14 protein-coding genes and 2 tRNA genes are annotated in these 15,537 nt (G+C 53.0%); 14 read left to right on the forward strand and 2 right to left on the reverse strand.

Annotation, left to right across the window (positions count from 1 at the left end):
* Nucleotides 1–154: 154 nt before the first annotated feature.
* On the forward strand, nucleotides 155–631 hold the full coding sequence (gene greA, locus AC4IBF_RS02600; RefSeq protein WP_014171793.1) for a transcription elongation factor GreA: 477 nt from the start codon (nucleotides 155–157) through the stop codon (nucleotides 629–631).
* Between the two features lie 151 nt (nucleotides 632–782).
* Here the strand turns inward: greA and yhbY are convergent, their stop codons facing one another.
* Entirely contained in the window at nucleotides 783–1,076 is a 294-nt protein-coding gene (gene yhbY, locus AC4IBF_RS02605; protein WP_003861814.1) for a ribosome assembly RNA-binding protein YhbY, read from the reverse strand.
* 127 nt (nucleotides 1,077–1,203) lie between these two features.
* On the opposite strand from yhbY, the gene rlmE reads away from it, so the two are divergent.
* The 6 genes from rlmE (at nucleotide 1,204) to AC4IBF_RS02635 (ending at nucleotide 6,796) form a co-directional block, all read left to right on the forward strand.
* On the forward strand, nucleotides 1,204–1,830 hold the full coding sequence (rlmE, locus tag AC4IBF_RS02610) for a 23S rRNA (uridine(2552)-2'-O)-methyltransferase RlmE (protein ID WP_003861812.1): 627 nt from the start codon (nucleotides 1,204–1,206) through the stop codon (nucleotides 1,828–1,830).
* A gap of 102 nt (nucleotides 1,831–1,932) precedes the next feature.
* Nucleotides 1,933–3,867, forward strand: a complete 1,935-nt coding sequence (gene ftsH, locus AC4IBF_RS02615) for an ATP-dependent zinc metalloprotease FtsH (protein ID WP_029739626.1) — start codon at nucleotides 1,933–1,935, stop codon at nucleotides 3,865–3,867.
* 98 nt (nucleotides 3,868–3,965) lie between these two features.
* A complete protein-coding gene (gene folP / locus AC4IBF_RS02620; protein ID WP_133295205.1) occupies nucleotides 3,966–4,814 on the forward strand; it encodes a dihydropteroate synthase in 849 nt (282 codons plus the stop codon).
* Nucleotides 4,807–6,144, forward strand: a complete 1,338-nt coding sequence (gene glmM / locus AC4IBF_RS02625; RefSeq protein WP_023309339.1) for a phosphoglucosamine mutase — start codon at nucleotides 4,807–4,809, stop codon at nucleotides 6,142–6,144. Before folP ends, glmM begins: the two co-directional genes overlap by 8 nt.
* Nucleotides 6,145–6,367: 223 nt before the next feature.
* On the forward strand, nucleotides 6,368–6,700 hold the full coding sequence (secG, locus tag AC4IBF_RS02630; protein ID WP_023309338.1) for a preprotein translocase subunit SecG: 333 nt from the start codon (nucleotides 6,368–6,370) through the stop codon (nucleotides 6,698–6,700).
* Between the two features lie 9 nt (nucleotides 6,701–6,709).
* Nucleotides 6,710–6,796 (forward strand) — tRNA-Leu (locus AC4IBF_RS02635).
* Between the two features lie 188 nt (nucleotides 6,797–6,984).
* On the opposite strand, the gene argG is transcribed toward AC4IBF_RS02635, so the two are convergent.
* Nucleotides 6,985–8,331, reverse strand: a complete 1,347-nt coding sequence (gene argG, locus AC4IBF_RS02640) for an argininosuccinate synthase (RefSeq protein ID WP_023294661.1) — start codon at nucleotides 8,329–8,331, stop codon at nucleotides 6,985–6,987.
* Nucleotides 8,332–8,618: 287 nt separating this feature from the next.
* On the opposite strand from argG, the gene AC4IBF_RS02645 reads away from it, so the two are divergent.
* From AC4IBF_RS02645 to rpsO, 7 genes are all read left to right on the forward strand, one after another.
* A tRNA-Met gene (locus tag AC4IBF_RS02645) sits at nucleotides 8,619–8,695 on the forward strand.
* 207 nt (nucleotides 8,696–8,902) lie between these two features.
* Nucleotides 8,903–9,355: a ribosome maturation factor RimP gene (gene rimP, locus AC4IBF_RS02650; protein ID WP_014833432.1), complete on the forward strand. Its 453-nt coding sequence runs from the start codon at nucleotides 8,903–8,905 to the stop codon at nucleotides 9,353–9,355.
* A gap of 28 nt (nucleotides 9,356–9,383) precedes the next feature.
* Complete coding sequence (nusA, locus tag AC4IBF_RS02655) at nucleotides 9,384–10,886, forward strand: transcription termination factor NusA (RefSeq protein WP_003861798.1); 1,503 nt, start codon at nucleotides 9,384–9,386, stop codon at nucleotides 10,884–10,886.
* 24 nt (nucleotides 10,887–10,910) lie between these two features.
* Complete coding sequence (infB, locus tag AC4IBF_RS02660) at nucleotides 10,911–13,598, forward strand: translation initiation factor IF-2 (protein WP_008501472.1); 2,688 nt, start codon at nucleotides 10,911–10,913, stop codon at nucleotides 13,596–13,598.
* 89 nt (nucleotides 13,599–13,687) lie between these two features.
* Nucleotides 13,688–14,092, forward strand: coding sequence for a 30S ribosome-binding factor RbfA (gene rbfA / locus AC4IBF_RS02665; RefSeq protein WP_136195033.1), 405 nt, complete (start codon nucleotides 13,688–13,690; stop codon nucleotides 14,090–14,092).
* Complete coding sequence (truB, locus tag AC4IBF_RS02670; RefSeq protein WP_491463139.1) at nucleotides 14,092–15,042, forward strand: tRNA pseudouridine(55) synthase TruB; 951 nt, start codon at nucleotides 14,092–14,094, stop codon at nucleotides 15,040–15,042. The genes rbfA and truB overlap by 1 nt, the downstream gene beginning before the upstream one ends.
* A gap of 154 nt (nucleotides 15,043–15,196) precedes the next feature.
* Nucleotides 15,197–15,466, forward strand: a complete 270-nt coding sequence (gene rpsO / locus AC4IBF_RS02675; RefSeq protein ID WP_003861789.1) for a 30S ribosomal protein S15 — start codon at nucleotides 15,197–15,199, stop codon at nucleotides 15,464–15,466.
* Nucleotides 15,467–15,537 lie beyond the last annotated feature (71 nt).

The raw sequence follows: 15,537 nt of genomic DNA on the forward strand, positions 1-15,537 counted from the left end.
AGTGAACTTCGCGGTAAAATGCATATCAAATTGAAAAATTGCTGCTGACCTGGGGCATTGCTCCCGGGTCGGTTTTCTTTTTGCTTCTTGCCCGCTTAGGTGGGCAGGAGCAGGGAACACTGCTCCCAACAGGAATGTTTAAGAGGTATAACAAATGCAAGCTATTCCGATGACCTTACGTGGTGCCGAAAAACTGCGCGAAGAGCTGGATTTCCTGAAATCCGTGCGTCGTCCTGAAATCATCGCCGCTATCGCGGATGCGCGCGAGCATGGCGACCTGAAAGAGAACGCTGAATACCACGCCGCGCGTGAGCAGCAGGGCTTCTGTGAAGGGCGTATTAAAGATATCGAAGCAAAACTGTCCAATGCACAGGTTATCGATATCACCAAAATGCCTAACAACGGGCGTGTGATCTTTGGTTCAACTGTGACCGTGCTGAACCTGGACAACGACGAAGAGCAGACCTATCGCATCGTGGGTGATGATGAAGCAGACTTCAAACAGAACCTGATTTCAGTGAACTCTCCGATTGCTCGCGGCCTGATTGGCAAAGAGCAGGACGATGTTGTCACCATCCGCACTCCTGGCGGTGAAGTGGAATACGAAATTATTAAGGTTGAATACCTGTAATTCGCTTCTCTACTAAGATGTTGATACATTGTAAAGAAAAGAAAAAGGCCGCATAGCGGCCTTTTATCAACTCAAGGAGCATGGCATTTTGCTCGCCTGCTGACAGAAATCCCTCGTTTCACACAGAAAATGTGTTTAATTCAGGATATCCTTAGCGTGGCAGCGAGATTTTACGCTCTTTAGATGGGCGGTAGAGCACCAGCGTTTTACCGATGACCTGTACATTACAGGCGCCGGTTTCGCGCACGATGGCTTCCACGATCAGGTTTTTAGTGTCTCTGTCTTCAGAGGCGATTTTCACCTTGATCAGCTCGTGGTGTTCCAGCGCTTGTTCAATCTCGGCAAGCACCCCTTCGGTCAAACCATTGTTGCCAAGCATCACTACAGGCTTGAGCGGATGTGCCAGACCTTTAAGGTGCTGTTTTTGTTTAGTACTAAGATTCATCGTATATTTTTGCTTACGTTGGGATTGAAAACGGTTCATTCTACCGCCATCTCCCTTATATCGCCAAATAGCTGCGTAGAAATTTACGTCACAGGCAGGTAACGATGAACCAGGACGGAAATGTTAAATGACAGGTAAAAAGCGTTCTGCCAGCTCCAGCCGCTGGCTTCAGGAACACTTTAGCGATAAATATGTTCAACAGGCACAGAAAAAGGGGTTGCGTTCCCGTGCCTGGTTTAAACTTGATGAAATACAGCAAAGTGACAAACTTTTTAAGCCGGGGATGACGGTTGTAGACCTCGGTGCGGCACCTGGCGGATGGTCCCAGTATGCGGTAACGCAGATCGGCGGAACGGGCCGAATCATCGCGTGCGATCTTTTACCAATGGATCCCATCGTCGGTGTCGACTTCCTTCAGGGCGACTTTCGTGATGAATTAGTGCTGAAAGCGTTACTTGATCGTGTAGGTGACAGTAAGGTCCAGGTTGTCATGTCAGATATGGCACCAAATATGTGCGGAACACCGGCGGTGGATATCCCCCGCGCCATGTATCTGGTGGAGCTAGCGTTAGAAATGTGTCGTGATGTACTAGCGCCTGGTGGTAGTTTTGTTGTGAAGGTGTTTCAGGGCGAAGGTTTCGAGGAGTATCTTAAGGAAATTCGCTCCCTGTTTGCGAAGGTTAAAGTTCGTAAGCCGGACTCTTCCCGGGCCCGTTCCCGAGAAGTGTATATTGTAGCGACCGGGCGAAAATGATAACCGGTAGATTTCAGGCGAAAGTTTGAATGAAACTGGATATAGAGTATCCTGACGCTGTTTTTAACACAGTTGTAATATGAGGTTAATCCCTTGAGTGACATGGCGAAAAACCTAATACTCTGGCTGGTCATTGCCGTTGTGCTGATGTCAGTATTCCAGAGCTTTGGGCCCAGCGAGTCGAATGGCCGCAAGGTGGATTATTCTACCTTCCTGCAGGAGGTCAATCAGGACCAGGTTCGCGAAGCGCGTATCAACGGACGTGAGATCAACGTTACCAAGAAAGATAGTAACCGTTACACGACTTACATCCCGGTGAACGATCCTAAGCTGCTTGATAACCTTCTGACCAAAAACGTCAAGGTGGTAGGTGAGCCGCCAGAAGAACCAAGCCTGCTGGCTTCTATCTTCATTTCCTGGTTCCCGATGCTGCTTCTTATCGGCGTCTGGATCTTCTTTATGCGCCAGATGCAGGGCGGCGGTGGCAAAGGTGCCATGTCGTTCGGTAAGAGCAAGGCACGTATGCTAACGGAAGACCAGATCAAGACCACGTTCGCTGACGTCGCCGGTTGTGACGAAGCGAAAGAAGAGGTCGGTGAACTGGTTGAATACCTGCGTGAACCGAGCCGTTTCCAGAAGCTGGGCGGTAAGATCCCGAAAGGGGTGCTGATGGTTGGCCCTCCGGGTACCGGTAAAACCCTGCTGGCGAAAGCCATCGCGGGTGAAGCGAAGGTGCCGTTCTTTACTATTTCAGGTTCTGACTTCGTAGAAATGTTCGTGGGTGTCGGTGCATCTCGTGTGCGTGACATGTTCGAGCAGGCCAAGAAGGCAGCACCGTGCATTATCTTCATCGATGAAATCGACGCCGTAGGCCGCCAGCGTGGCGCAGGTCTGGGCGGTGGTCACGATGAACGTGAACAGACGCTGAACCAGATGCTGGTTGAGATGGACGGCTTCGAAGGTAACGAAGGTATCATCGTTATCGCGGCGACTAACCGTCCGGACGTACTTGACCCTGCGCTGCTGCGTCCAGGCCGTTTCGACCGTCAGGTTGTTGTGGGTCTGCCGGACGTTCGCGGTCGTGAACAGATTCTGAAAGTTCACATGCGTCGCGTGCCGCTGGCGCCAGATATCGATGCGGCAATCATTGCGCGCGGTACCCCGGGCTTCTCCGGTGCGGATCTGGCTAACCTGGTCAACGAAGCTGCTCTGTTTGCCGCTCGCGGTAACAAGCGCGTCGTATCGATGGTTGAATTCGAGAAAGCGAAAGACAAAATCATGATGGGTGCGGAACGTCGCTCCATGGTGATGACGGAAGCGCAGAAAGAGTCCACGGCATACCACGAAGCGGGTCATGCGATTATTGGTCGCCTCGTGCCGGAACACGATCCGGTGCATAAAGTGACGATTATTCCGCGCGGTCGTGCGCTGGGTGTGACCTTCTTCCTGCCTGAAGGCGATGCGATCAGCGCCAGCCGTCAGAAACTGGAAAGCCAGATTTCTACCCTCTACGGTGGTCGCCTGGCAGAAGAGATTATCTACGGTGTGGAACATGTTTCTACCGGTGCGTCCAACGACATTAAAGTGGCGACAAACCTGGCGCGTAACATGGTGACTCAGTGGGGCTTCTCCGACAAACTCGGTCCGCTGCTGTATGCAGAAGAAGAGGGCGAAGTATTCCTGGGCCGTTCTGTGGCTAAAGCGAAACATATGTCCGATGAGACGGCACGTATCATCGACCAGGAAGTAAAATCTCTGGTAGAGCGTAACTATGCGCGTGCACGCCAGATCCTGACCGACAATATGGACATCCTGCATTCGATGAAAGATGCGCTCATGAAATATGAGACCATCGATGCACCGCAGATTGACGACCTGATGGCGCGCCGTGAAGTGCGTCCGCCAGCAGGCTGGGAAGACCCAGGCGCTTCCAATAATTCTGACAACAATGGCACCCCGCGTGCGCCGCGTCCGGTTGATGAACCGCGTACGCCAAACCCGGGCAACACTATGTCAGAACAGTTGGGCGATAAGTAAGCCACTGCTGTTGAAGCGTTTGTCTGTACCTCAAACCCTGGAGCTTGCTCCGGGGTTTTTCATTTCTGTTTAACGATATAGATACCAGGGATTTCGCCATGAAATTATTCGCTCAGGACTCGCATCTCGATCTTTCACATCCCCACGTGATGGGGATCCTGAATGTTACCCCTGACTCCTTCTCTGACGGCGGTGCGCATAACACGCTTATCGAGGCGGTTAAGCACGCGAATTTAATGATTAATGCGGGTGCCACCATCATTGACGTTGGCGGCGAATCGACGCGTCCAGGCGCGGCGGACGTGTCTGTGGAAGAAGAGCTGGCGCGCGTGGTGCCGGTCGTTGAAGCAATCGCACAGCGGTTTGAAGTGTGGATCTCCGTTGACACCTCCAAACCGGAGGTGATCCGTGAAGTGGCGAGAGTAGGCGCTCACATTATCAATGATATCCGTTCACTTACCGAACCGGGGGCGATTGAGGCGGCTGCGGAAACGGGGCTGCCGGTTTGCCTGATGCATATGCAGGGCCAACCAAAAACTATGCAGGACGCGCCGAAGTATGACGATGTCTTTGCCGACGTAAATCGCTTCTTTATTGAGCATATCGAACGTTGTGAACGTGCCGGTATCCCAAAAGAGAAATTGCTGCTCGACCCGGGGTTCGGTTTCGGTAAAAATCTCTCACACAACTATGCGCTGCTTGCGCGCTTATCGGAATTCCATCATTTTGACCTGCCGTTACTGGTAGGGATGTCAAGAAAGTCGATGATTGGGCAGTTGCTGAACGTGGGGCCGGGCGAACGCCTGAGCGGCAGTCTGGCCTGCGCGGTGATTGCGGCGATGCAGGGCGCGCACATTATTCGTGTCCATGACGTCAAAGAAACAGTAGAAGCCATGCGTGTGGTGGAAGCCACACTGGCAGCGAAGGAAAACAAACGCTATGAGTAATCGTAAATATTTTGGTACCGACGGTATCCGTGGGCGCGTAGGCGATGCTCCCATCACCCCTGATTTTGTCCTGAAGCTCGGCTGGGCTGCTGGTAAAGTGCTTGCGCGTCATGGCTCACGTAAAATTATCATCGGTAAAGACACCCGTATTTCGGGCTATATGCTGGAGTCCGCCCTGGAAGCGGGTCTGGCGGCTGCGGGACTGTCCGCCTCCTTTACGGGCCCAATGCCAACGCCTGCAGTCGCGTATCTGACGCGCACCTTCCGTGCGGAAGCGGGGATTGTCATTTCAGCTTCTCACAACCCGTTCTACGACAACGGCATTAAATTCTTCTCCATTGATGGCACCAAGCTGCCTGATGACGTGGAAGAAGCTATTGAAGCTGAGATGGAAAAAGAGATCACCTGTGTTGATTCCGCAGAGCTGGGTAAAGCGAACCGTATCGTCGATGCGGCGGGTCGCTATATCGAATTCTGTAAAGGTACCTTCCCGAATGAGCTGAGCCTGGCTCATCTGAAAATTGTGGTGGACTGTGCGAATGGCGCGACCTATCACATCGCCCCAAATGTCTTCCGCGAACTGGGTGCGAAAGTAATCACCATTGGCTGCGAGCCGGATGGTCTGAACATTAATGAGCAGGTGGGGGCAACTGACGTTCGTGCCCTGCAGGCGCGCGTGCTGGCCGAAAAAGCCGATCTGGGTATTGCGCTGGACGGCGACGGTGACCGCGTGATCATGGTTGATCACGAAGGTAACAAGGTCGATGGCGACCAGATCCTCTACATTATTGCGCGTGAAGGTCTGCGTCAGGGTCAGCTGCGCGGCGGTGCGGTCGGGACGCTGATGAGTAACATGGGCCTGGAACTGGCGCTGAAACAGCTCGGTATTCCGTTCGTTCGCGCAAAAGTGGGTGACCGCTATGTGTTGGAAAAATTGCAGGAGAAGGGCTGGCGTATCGGCGCTGAGAATTCAGGTCACGTGATCCTGCTCGACAAAACCACCACCGGTGACGGTATTGTGGCCGCGCTGCAGGTGGTTGCCGCTATGGCGCGCAACCATATGAGCCTGCACGACCTTTGCAGCGGCATGAAAATGTTCCCACAGATCCTGGTAAACGTACGCTTTACTGCCGGTAAAGGCGATCCGCTGGAAAATGAGAACGTCAAAGCGGTGATGGCTGACGTTGAAGCGGCCCTTGGCAATCGTGGACGCGTGCTGCTGCGTAAATCCGGCACTGAACCGCTGATCCGCGTGATGGTGGAAGGTGAAGACGAAGCGCAGGTAACCGAATTCGCGCACCGTATTGCGGATGCTGTAAAAGCTGCATAATCTTGCACGCTAAATGTTTAAAAAGGCGGCGTTTGCCGCCTTTGTTTTAAGCAATTAATGGCTTTTTGCTGTTTTTTTCCGCAGTTGATACAATGCGTCGAAAATGCCCTTGCGAAGGTGATTCGCTTTGGTTAGTATTCACACCCGCTTCAGTGGGAAACAGAAATCCTGCTAATTGGTCGAAGCATTGGTATGCGGCAAATCCGCAAGGAACAGGTTGATTATGTACGAAGCTCTTTTAGTTGTTTTCCTTATTGTAGCCATCGCTCTCGTAGCGCTGATTATGCTGCAGCAAGGTAAAGGCGCTGATATGGGAGCCTCCTTCGGAGCAGGCGCTTCCGGTACGCTGTTCGGTTCAAGTGGTTCTGCGAACTTCATGACCCGCACTACGGCGATTCTGGCTACGCTGTTCTTCATCATCAGCCTGGTGCTTGGCAATATCAACAGCAACAAGACCAGCAAAGGAAGCGAGTGGGAAAATCTGAGCGCGCCAGCGAAAACTGAGCAGACTCAGCCAGCTGCACCGGCTAAGCCAACCAGCGATATCCCGCACTAAGTATTCTGTACCGAGGTGGTGGAATTGGTAGACACGCTACCTTGAGGTGGTAGTGCCCTAACGGGCTTGTGGGTTCGAGTCCCATCCTCGGTACCAATATTCCAGAAAAAAGACGTCGAAAGACGTCTTTTTTTTTCGTCTGCATATTGTGAGGTGTGGTTTTGTAGGCCCGGTAAGCGCAGCGCCACCGGGCAAAATGGCGGGTGGCGCTGCGCTTACCCGCCCTACGAAAGTCCAAATAAAAAAGGCGTCCCCAGGACGCCTTTTGCATGCTACATCAGCGATTACTTCTTATCGCTATGCTCCAGGTTTTCAACCTGAGGCAGGCCGTTACCGGAATTCGCGGAGAGCAGGCCATTCTCAACATAGTTGAACAGCTTCTCGCGGGTATCGGTAATGTCCAGATTACGCATGGTCAGCTGACCAATACGATCGTCCGGTGAGAACACGGATTCACCTTTCTCCATGGTCAGACGCTCTGCTTTATAGGTCAGGTTGTCAGACACCGTATTCAGAATGGAGTAGTCGTTACCGCGACGCAGTTCCAGGGTCACCTCACCGGTGATCGCGCTTGCCACCCAACGCTGCAGGGCATCACGCAGCATCAGTGCCTGAGGATCGAACCAGCGGCCCTGATACAGCAGTTTACCCAGCTGACGGCCATGAGAGTGATACTGCTCAATGGTGTCTTCGTTGTGAATACCAGTCAGCAGACGCTCGTAAGCAATATGCAGCAGCGCCATTCCCGGGGCTTCATAGATGCCACGGCTTTTCGCTTCGATGATACGGTTTTCAATCTGATCGCTCATGCCCAGGCCGTGACGACCACCAATACGGTTAGCTTCCAGCATCAGCTCAACGTCATCAGAGAAGGTTTTGCCGTTCAGCGCAACCGGATGACCACGTTCGAAACGCACGGTCACTTCTTCTGCCGGGATCTTCACGTTCTCATCCCAGAACTTCACGCCCATGATTGGGTTAACGATCTTCACGCTAGAGTTCAGGAATTCCAGGTCTTTCGCTTCGTGCGTCGCACCCAGCATGTTGGAGTCGGTGGAGTAGGCTTTCTCGACGGACATCTTATAGTCAAAGCCGCAGGCGATCATAAACTCGGACATCTCATGACGACCACCCAGCTCGTCGATGAAGTCGGTATCCAGCCACGGTTTGTAGATCTGCAGTTCGGCGTTGGTCAGCAGGCCATAACGATAGAAACGTTCGATATCGTTTCCTTTATAGGTGCTGCCATCACCCCAGATGTTGACGCCGTCTTCTTTCATCGCCGCAACCAGCATGGTACCGGTCACCGCACGGCCCAGCGGAGTGGTGTTGAAATAGGTCAGGCCGCCGGTGGTGTTATGGAATGCACCACACTGAATAGCCGCGATACCTTCCGCGACCAGTTGCTTACGGCAGTCAATCAGGCGCGCGTTCTCTGCACCATACTCTTTCGCGCGACGAGGAATAGCATCATAGTCGTCCTCATCCGGCTGACCCAGGTTCGCAGTATAAGCATACGGAACCGCTCCCTTCTGGCGCATCCACAGCAGTGCAGCGCTGGTATCCAGGCCACCTGAGAAAGCGATGCCAATACGTTGTCCTACCGGAAGATGCTTGAGAATCGTCGTCATAGAATAAAACCCTGCTTGATTGACTGATTAGAGACCGCTTTCGCTCTCTTGTGCATTTTTATGCAAAATAAGTGAGTATTCATTTAATCATCTTTTGGCGAAGACCGGAAGAGACTCGTGCGTTTTTTGTAAAAATTTTGGTCCGATCGATCTGGCGGAAGTCGCCTTGACAGGTGGGGTCAACTATCAATATACTAAACGCCGATTTTACGTCCCGTCTTCGGTACCAAATCCCAGCATTATTTGCAAATTCTGTCCAAAACGCGTAGAATTTGCCACGTTTCAGGCGCGGGGTGGAGCAGCCTGGTAGCTCGTCGGGCTCATAACCCGAAGGTCGTCGGTTCAAATCCGGCCCCCGCAACCACTTTCCCATAAAGTTCTTTTTCAAATATACTGTGAAGACTTAGAGCCTTCGTAGCTGGATTTGAAAAAATTCTTTCGGAAAGTGCTCCAGGCCACAGTTGTGGCTATAGGGTTCAGTTATCTAAAGCCCCGATTTATCGGGGTTTTTTGTTATCTGACTACAGAATAACTGGGCTTTACGCCCTTTTTTTATGTCTTGGGGGTGGGCTTGTCCACATTAGAGCAAAAATTAACAGAGATGATTACTGCACCGGTCGAAGCACTGGGCTACGAACTGGTCGGCATCGAATTCGTTCGCGGCCGTACATCGACGCTGCGCATCTATATTGATAGTGAAGATGGCATCAATGTTGATGATTGTGCTGATGTCAGCCACCAGGTGAGTGCGGTTCTTGATGTTGAAGACCCAATTACCGTTGCGTACAACCTGGAAGTTTCCTCACCTGGCCTCGATCGCCCGATGTTCACGGCCGAGCACTATGTGCGCTTTACCGGTGAAGAAGTGGCTCTCGTTCTGCGTATGGCCGTACAGAACCGCCGTAAATGGCAGGGAATTATCAAAGCCGTTGATGGTGAAATGATCACGGTAACAGTCGAAGGCAAAGATGAAGTGTTCGCGCTGAGTAATATCCAGAAGGCGAACCTGGTTCCCCACTTTTAACAGTCTGGATTGAGGTGAAAAGCCCGCGATGAACAAAGAAATTTTGGCTGTTGTTGAAGCCGTCTCCAATGAGAAATCACTGCCGCGTGAGAAGATTTTCGAAGCGCTGGAAAGTGCACTGGCTACAGCAACCAAGAAAAAATACGAACAAGAGATCGATGTTCGCGTAGAAATCGATCGTAAAAGCGGTGACTTCGATACATTCCGTCGTTGGGTAATCGTTGAAGAAGTGACCCAGCCGACTAAAGAGATCACGCTGGAAGCCGCCCGTTTTGAAGACGAAAGTCTGAACGTGGGTGACTACGTTGAAGATCAGATTGAATCTGTGACCTTCGACCGTATCACTACCCAGACCGCTAAACAGGTTATCGTGCAGAAAGTGCGCGAAGCCGAGCGCGCGCTGGTTGTCGATCAGTTCCGCGATCAGGAAGGCGAAATCATCACCGGCGTGGTGAAGAAAGTGAACCGCGACAACATCTCCCTGGAGATCAAATCCGAAGGGTTGCCGGGTAACGCTGAAGCCGTGATCCTGCGTGAAGATATGCTGCCGCGTGAAAACTTCCGTCCGGGCGACCGTATTCGCGGTGTTCTGTACGCTGTGCGTCCAGAAGCTCGCGGTGCGCAGCTGTTCGTGACCCGTTCTAAACCAGAAATGCTGGTAGAACTGTTCCGTATCGAAGTACCGGAAATCGGTGAAGAAGTTATCGAAATTAAAGCGGCGGCTCGCGATCCGGGCTCCCGTGCGAAAATTGCGGTGAAAACCAACGACAAGCGTATCGACCCGGTCGGTGCTTGCGTCGGTATGCGCGGTGCGCGTGTCCAGGCAGTTTCTACTGAGCTGGGCGGCGAACGTATTGATATCGTTCTGTGGGATGACAACCCGGCGCAGTTCGTGATCAACGCAATGGCTCCGGCTGATGTGGCGTCTATCGTTGTTGACGAAGACAAACACACCATGGATATCGCTGTTGAAGCGGGCAACCTAGCGCAGGCAATCGGCCGTAACGGTCAGAACGTACGCCTGGCGTCACAGCTGAGCGGCTGGGAACTCAACGTCATGACCGTTGATGACCTGCAGGCTAAGCATCAGGCTGAAGCCCATGCGGCGATCGATACCTTCACCAAATACCTGGATATTGACGAAGATTTCGCCACTGTTCTGGTTGAAGAAGGTTTCTCTACGCTGGAAGAACTGGCCTATGTGCCAATGAAAGAGCTGCTGGAAATTGACGGTCTGGATGAACCAACCGTTGAAGCCCTGCGTGAACGCGCTAAAAACGCACTGACCACCCTGGCACTGGCTCAGGAAGAAAGCCTTGGCGATAAGAAGCCGGCTGATGACCTGCTGAATCTGGAAGGTCTTGATCGTGCGATTGCGTTCAAGCTGGCTGCCCGTGGTGTTTGTACGCTGGAAGATCTCGCTGAGCAAGGCGTTGATGACCTGGCTGATATCGAAGGTTTAACCGACGAGAAAGCCGGCGAGCTCATCATGGCCGCACGTAATATTTGCTGGTTCGGCGACGAAGCGTAATAAACTGTAGCAGGAAGGAACAGCATGACTGATGTAACTGTAAAATCGCTGGCTGCTGAGATTCAGACCTCCGTGGACCGCCTGGTACAGCAATTTGCTGATGCAGGGATCCCGAAGTCCGCTGATGACTCGGTAACCGCGCAAGAAAAACAAACCTTGTTAACGCACCTGAACCGTGAACACGGCTCTACGCCTGACAAGTTAACGCTGCAGCGCAAAACGCGTAGCACGTTAAACATCCCTGGTACCGGTGGCAAAAGCAAATCGGTACAAATTGAAGTCCGCAAGACGCGCACCTTTGTAAAACGTGATCCGCAAGAGGCAGAACGCCTTGCCGCGGAAGAGCAGGCACAGCGTGAAGCGGAAGAACAAGCTCAGCGTGAGGCGGAAGCAGCCGCCAAACGTGAAGCAGAATTAAAAGCTGAACGTGAGGCCGCAGAAAAAGCGAAACGCGACGCAAGTGATAAAGTGAAGCGTGACGCTGCGGAAAAAGACAAAGTGAGCAATCAACAGACAGACGAAATGACCAAAACCGCCCAGGCTGAAAAAGCCCGCCGTGAAAATGAAGCTGCCGAGCTGAAGCGTAAAGCGGAAGAAGAAGCCCGCCGTAAGCTGGAAGAAGAAGCTCGCCGCGTCGCCGAAGAAGCGCGTCGCATGGCAGAAGAAAATGAGAAGAACGGTGTTGATACCGCTGAGCAGTCTGAAGACACCAGCGACTATCACGTGACCACTTCTCAGCACGCACGTCAGGCTGAAGATGATAACGACCGTGAAGTAGAAGGCGGCCGTGGCCGTGGTCGTAATGCAAAAGCAGCGCGTCCGGCGAAAAAAGGTAACAAGCACGCGGAATCCAAAGCTGACCGTGAAGAAGCACGCGCGGCTGTTCGCGGTGGTAAAGGCGGCAAGCGTAAAGGTTCCGCTCTGCAGCAGGGCTTCCAGAAGCCGGCTCAGGCCGTTAACCGTGACGTTGTGATCGGCGAAACCATTACCGTTGGCGAACTGGCGAACAAGATGGCGGTTAAAGGCTCTCAGGTCATCAAAGCAATGATGAAGCTGGGCGCGATGGCAACCATCAACCAGGTGATCGATCAGGAAACCGCACAGCTGGTTGCGGAAGAGATGGGCCACAAAGTTATCCTGCGTCGTGAAAACGAGCTGGAAGAAGCAGTAATGAGCGACCGTGACACAGGTGCTGCGGCAGAACCGCGCGCACCGGTAGTGACCATCATGGGTCACGTTGACCACGGTAAAACCTCGCTGCTTGACTACATTCGCTCTACCAAGGTTGCCTCTGGCGAAGCGGGTGGTATTACTCAGCACATCGGTGCATACCACGTAGAAACTGACAACGGTATGATCACCTTCCTGGATACCCCAGGCCACGCCGCGTTTACCTCAATGCGTGCTCGTGGTGCTCAGGCGACGGATATCGTTGTTCTGGTTGTTGCTGCAGACGACGGCGTGATGCCACAGACCATCGAAGCTATCCAGCACGCGAAAGCAGCGGGTGTGCCGGTTGTGGTTGCAGTGAACAAGATCGATAAGCCAGAAGCGGATCCCGATCGTGTTAAAAACGAACTTTCCCAGTACGGTATCCTGCCGGAAGAGTGGGGCGGCGAAAGCCAGTTCGTACACGTGTCTGCGAAAGCGGGTACCGGTATCGACGAACTGCTGGACGCGATCCTGCTGCAGGCCGAAGTTCTGGAGCTGAAAGCCATCCGTAACGGTATGGCGAGCGGTGCGGTTATCGAATCCTTCCTGGATAAAGGACGTGGCCCGGTTGCTACCGTTCTGGTTCGCGAAGGTACGCTGCATAAAGGCGATATCGTTCTGTGCGGTTTCGAATACGGTCGCGTTCGTGCGATGCGTAACGAACTGGGTCAGGAAGTGCTGGAAGCAGGTCCGTCCATTCCAGTGGAAATCCTGGGTCTGTCCGGTGTTCCGGCTGCTGGTGACGAAGTGACCGTGGTGCGTGACGAGAAGAAAGCGCGTGAAGTGGCACTGTATCGTCAGGGCAAATTCCGTGAAGTTAAACTGGCTCGTCAGCAGAAATCTAAACTCGAGAACATGTTTGCCAACATGACCGATGGCGAAGTTCACGAAGTGAACATCGTTCTGAAAGCCGACGTTCAGGGTTCTGTGGAAGCGATCTCCGACTCCTTGCTGAAACTGTCTACCGACGAAGTGAAAGTGAAGATCATCGGTTCTGGCGTAGGTGGTATCACCGAAACCGACGCGACCCTGGCTGCTGCCTCCAACGCTATCCTGGTTGGCTTCAACGTTCGTGCGGATGCCTCTGCGCGTAAAGTGATTGAATCCGAAAGCCTGGATCTGCGTTACTACTCCGTCATCTATAACCTGATCGACGAAGTGAAAGCAGCGATGAGCGGCATGCTGTCTCCTGAGCTGAAACAGCAGATCATCGGTCTGGCTGAAGTACGTGACGTGTTCAAATCACCGAAATTCGGTGCGATCGCGGGCTGTATGGTTACCGAAGGTAACATCAAGCGTCACAACCCAATCCGTGTACTGCGTGACAACGTGGTTATCTACGAAGGCGAGCTGGAATCCCTGCGCCGCTTCAAAGATGACGTTAACGAAGTCCGTAACGGCATGGAATGTGGTATCGGCGTGAAGAACTACAACGACGTTCGCGTTGGCGATATGATCGAAGTGTTCGAGATCATCGAAATTCAGCGTACCATCGCTTAATTTCCGATTGTAAGCCGGGATCGCCTCGCGCCACCCGGCAATAATTTCAAAAAGGGGCTTTAGCCCCTTTTTTGTCTGGAGAATTTATTATGGCGAGAGAATTTGGTCGCCCTCAGCGCGTAGCGCAGGAAATGCAGAAAGAGATCGCACTCATTCTGCAACGTGAAATCAAAGACCCGCGCGTCGGCATGATGACCACCGTTTCCGGTGTAGAAATGTCCCGCGATTTGGCCTATGCAAAAGTGTTCGTCACCTTCCTGAACGATCAGGACGAAGCCGCAGTGAAGAACGGCATTAAAGCGCTGCAGGAAGCTTCTGGTTTCATCCGCTCTCTGCTCGGCAAGGCGATGCGCCTGCGTATCGTGCCTGAATTGACTTTCTTCTACGACAACTCGCTGGTCGAAGGTATGCGTATGTCCAACCTGGTGACCAGCGTGGTTAAACATGACGATGAGCGTCGTGTTAACCCGGCGGACGACAGCAAGGAGGACTGATGAGTCGTCCTCGTCGTCGTGGTCGCGACGTGCATGGTGTGCTGCTGCTGGATAAACCCCAGGGCGCTTCCAGCAACGACGTGCTGCAAAAAGTGAAGCGTATTTTTAACGCCAACCGTGCGGGCCACACCGGCGCGCTCGATCCGCTGGCAACTGGCATGCTGCCGATCTGCCTGGGAGAGGCGACAAAGTTTTCCCAGTACCTGCTCGACTCCGATAAGCGTTACCGCGTTATCGCTAAGCTGGGCCAGCGCACGGATACCTCCGACGCGGATGGCCAGGTCGTGGAAGAGCGTCCGGTGACCTTCAGTGCGAAGCAGCTTGATGCGGCGCTGGAGAGCTTCCGTGGGGATACGATGCAGGTGCCGTCGATGTATTCGGCGCTGAAGTATCAGGGCAAAAAACTCTACGAATATGCGCGCCAGGGTATTGACGTCCCGCGTGAAGCCCGTCCGATTACCGTGTATGAGCTGCTCTTTATTCGCCACGAAGGTGATGAGCTGGAGCTGGAAGTGCACTGTTCGAAAGGGACCTATATTCGCACCATCATTGATGACCTCGGTGAAAAGCTGGGCTGCGGCGCGCATGTGATTTACCTGCGTCGCCTTGCGGTGAGCAAGTACCCGGTGGAGCGAATGGTGACCCTGGAACATCTGCGCAAGCTGGTTGAACAGGCGGAATCTCAGGGGATCGCGCCGGCAGAGCTGCTCGACCCACTGCTGATGCCGATGGACAGTCCGGCTGCGGACTTCCCGGTTGTTAATCTTCCTTTAACATCGTCCGTTTACTTTAAGAACGGCAACCCGGTTCGTACGTCAGATGCGCCGCTGGAAGGCCTGGTACGCGTGACTGAAGGTGACGAAGGGAAATTCATCGGCATGGGCGAAATGGATGGCGAAGGGCGCGTTGCGCCGCGTCGTCTGGTCGTCGAATATCCGGTCGACGCGTGACGGTGATAACGGCTCACCTTGCGATAAGCAGGGGAGACGAGTAGAATATCGCCGCTTAACGCCTGGTAAATTGTTTAACAATCTGCGGGGCGTACATGGGATCGCTGAATTAGAGATCGGCATCCTTACATTCTTTATACTTTGGAGTTTGAAAATGTCTCTAAGCGTTGAAGCTAAAGCTAAAATCGTTTCTGAGTTTGGTCGTGGTACTAACGACAGCGGTTCTACCGAAGTTCAGGTTGCACTGCTGACTGCACAGATTAACCACCTGCAGGGTCACTTTGCAGAGCACAAAAAAGATCACCACAGCCGTCGTGGTCTGCTGCGTATGGTTTCTCAGCGTCGTAAACTGCTCGACTACCTGAAACGTAAAGATGTTGCACGCTACACCGCGCTGATCGAGCGTCTGGGTCTGCGTCGCTAATTCTTGCGAGTTTCAGAAAAGGGGGCCTGATGGCCCCTTTTTTCAAGCAGACGGCAGCAATTCACTGGAAA

The organism is Enterobacter sp. Taxon_8, assembly GCF_058354585.1.

Bases quoted from the DNA above. Each gene is read 5' to 3' on its own strand.
- greA (WP_014171793.1), top strand. From the start codon at position 155: ATGCAAGCTATTCCGATGACCTTACGTGGTGCCGAAAAACTGCGCGAA.
- yhbY (WP_003861814.1), bottom strand. From the start codon at position 1,076: ATGAATCTTAGTACTAAACAAAAACAGCACCTTAAAGGTCTGGCACAT.
- rlmE (WP_003861812.1), top strand. From the start codon at position 1,204: ATGACAGGTAAAAAGCGTTCTGCCAGCTCCAGCCGCTGGCTTCAGGAA.
- ftsH (WP_029739626.1), top strand. From the start codon at position 1,933: ATGGCGAAAAACCTAATACTCTGGCTGGTCATTGCCGTTGTGCTGATG.
- folP (WP_133295205.1), top strand. From the start codon at position 3,966: ATGAAATTATTCGCTCAGGACTCGCATCTCGATCTTTCACATCCCCAC.
- glmM (WP_023309339.1), top strand. From the start codon at position 4,807: ATGAGTAATCGTAAATATTTTGGTACCGACGGTATCCGTGGGCGCGTA.
- secG (WP_023309338.1), top strand. From the start codon at position 6,368: ATGTACGAAGCTCTTTTAGTTGTTTTCCTTATTGTAGCCATCGCTCTC.
- argG (WP_023294661.1), bottom strand. From the start codon at position 8,331: ATGACGACGATTCTCAAGCATCTTCCGGTAGGACAACGTATTGGCATC.
- nusA (WP_003861798.1), top strand. From the start codon at position 9,384: ATGAACAAAGAAATTTTGGCTGTTGTTGAAGCCGTCTCCAATGAGAAA.
- infB (WP_008501472.1), top strand. From the start codon at position 10,911: ATGACTGATGTAACTGTAAAATCGCTGGCTGCTGAGATTCAGACCTCC.
- rbfA (WP_136195033.1), top strand. From the start codon at position 13,688: ATGGCGAGAGAATTTGGTCGCCCTCAGCGCGTAGCGCAGGAAATGCAG.
- truB (WP_491463139.1), top strand. From the start codon at position 14,092: ATGAGTCGTCCTCGTCGTCGTGGTCGCGACGTGCATGGTGTGCTGCTG.
- rpsO (WP_003861789.1), top strand. From the start codon at position 15,197: ATGTCTCTAAGCGTTGAAGCTAAAGCTAAAATCGTTTCTGAGTTTGGT.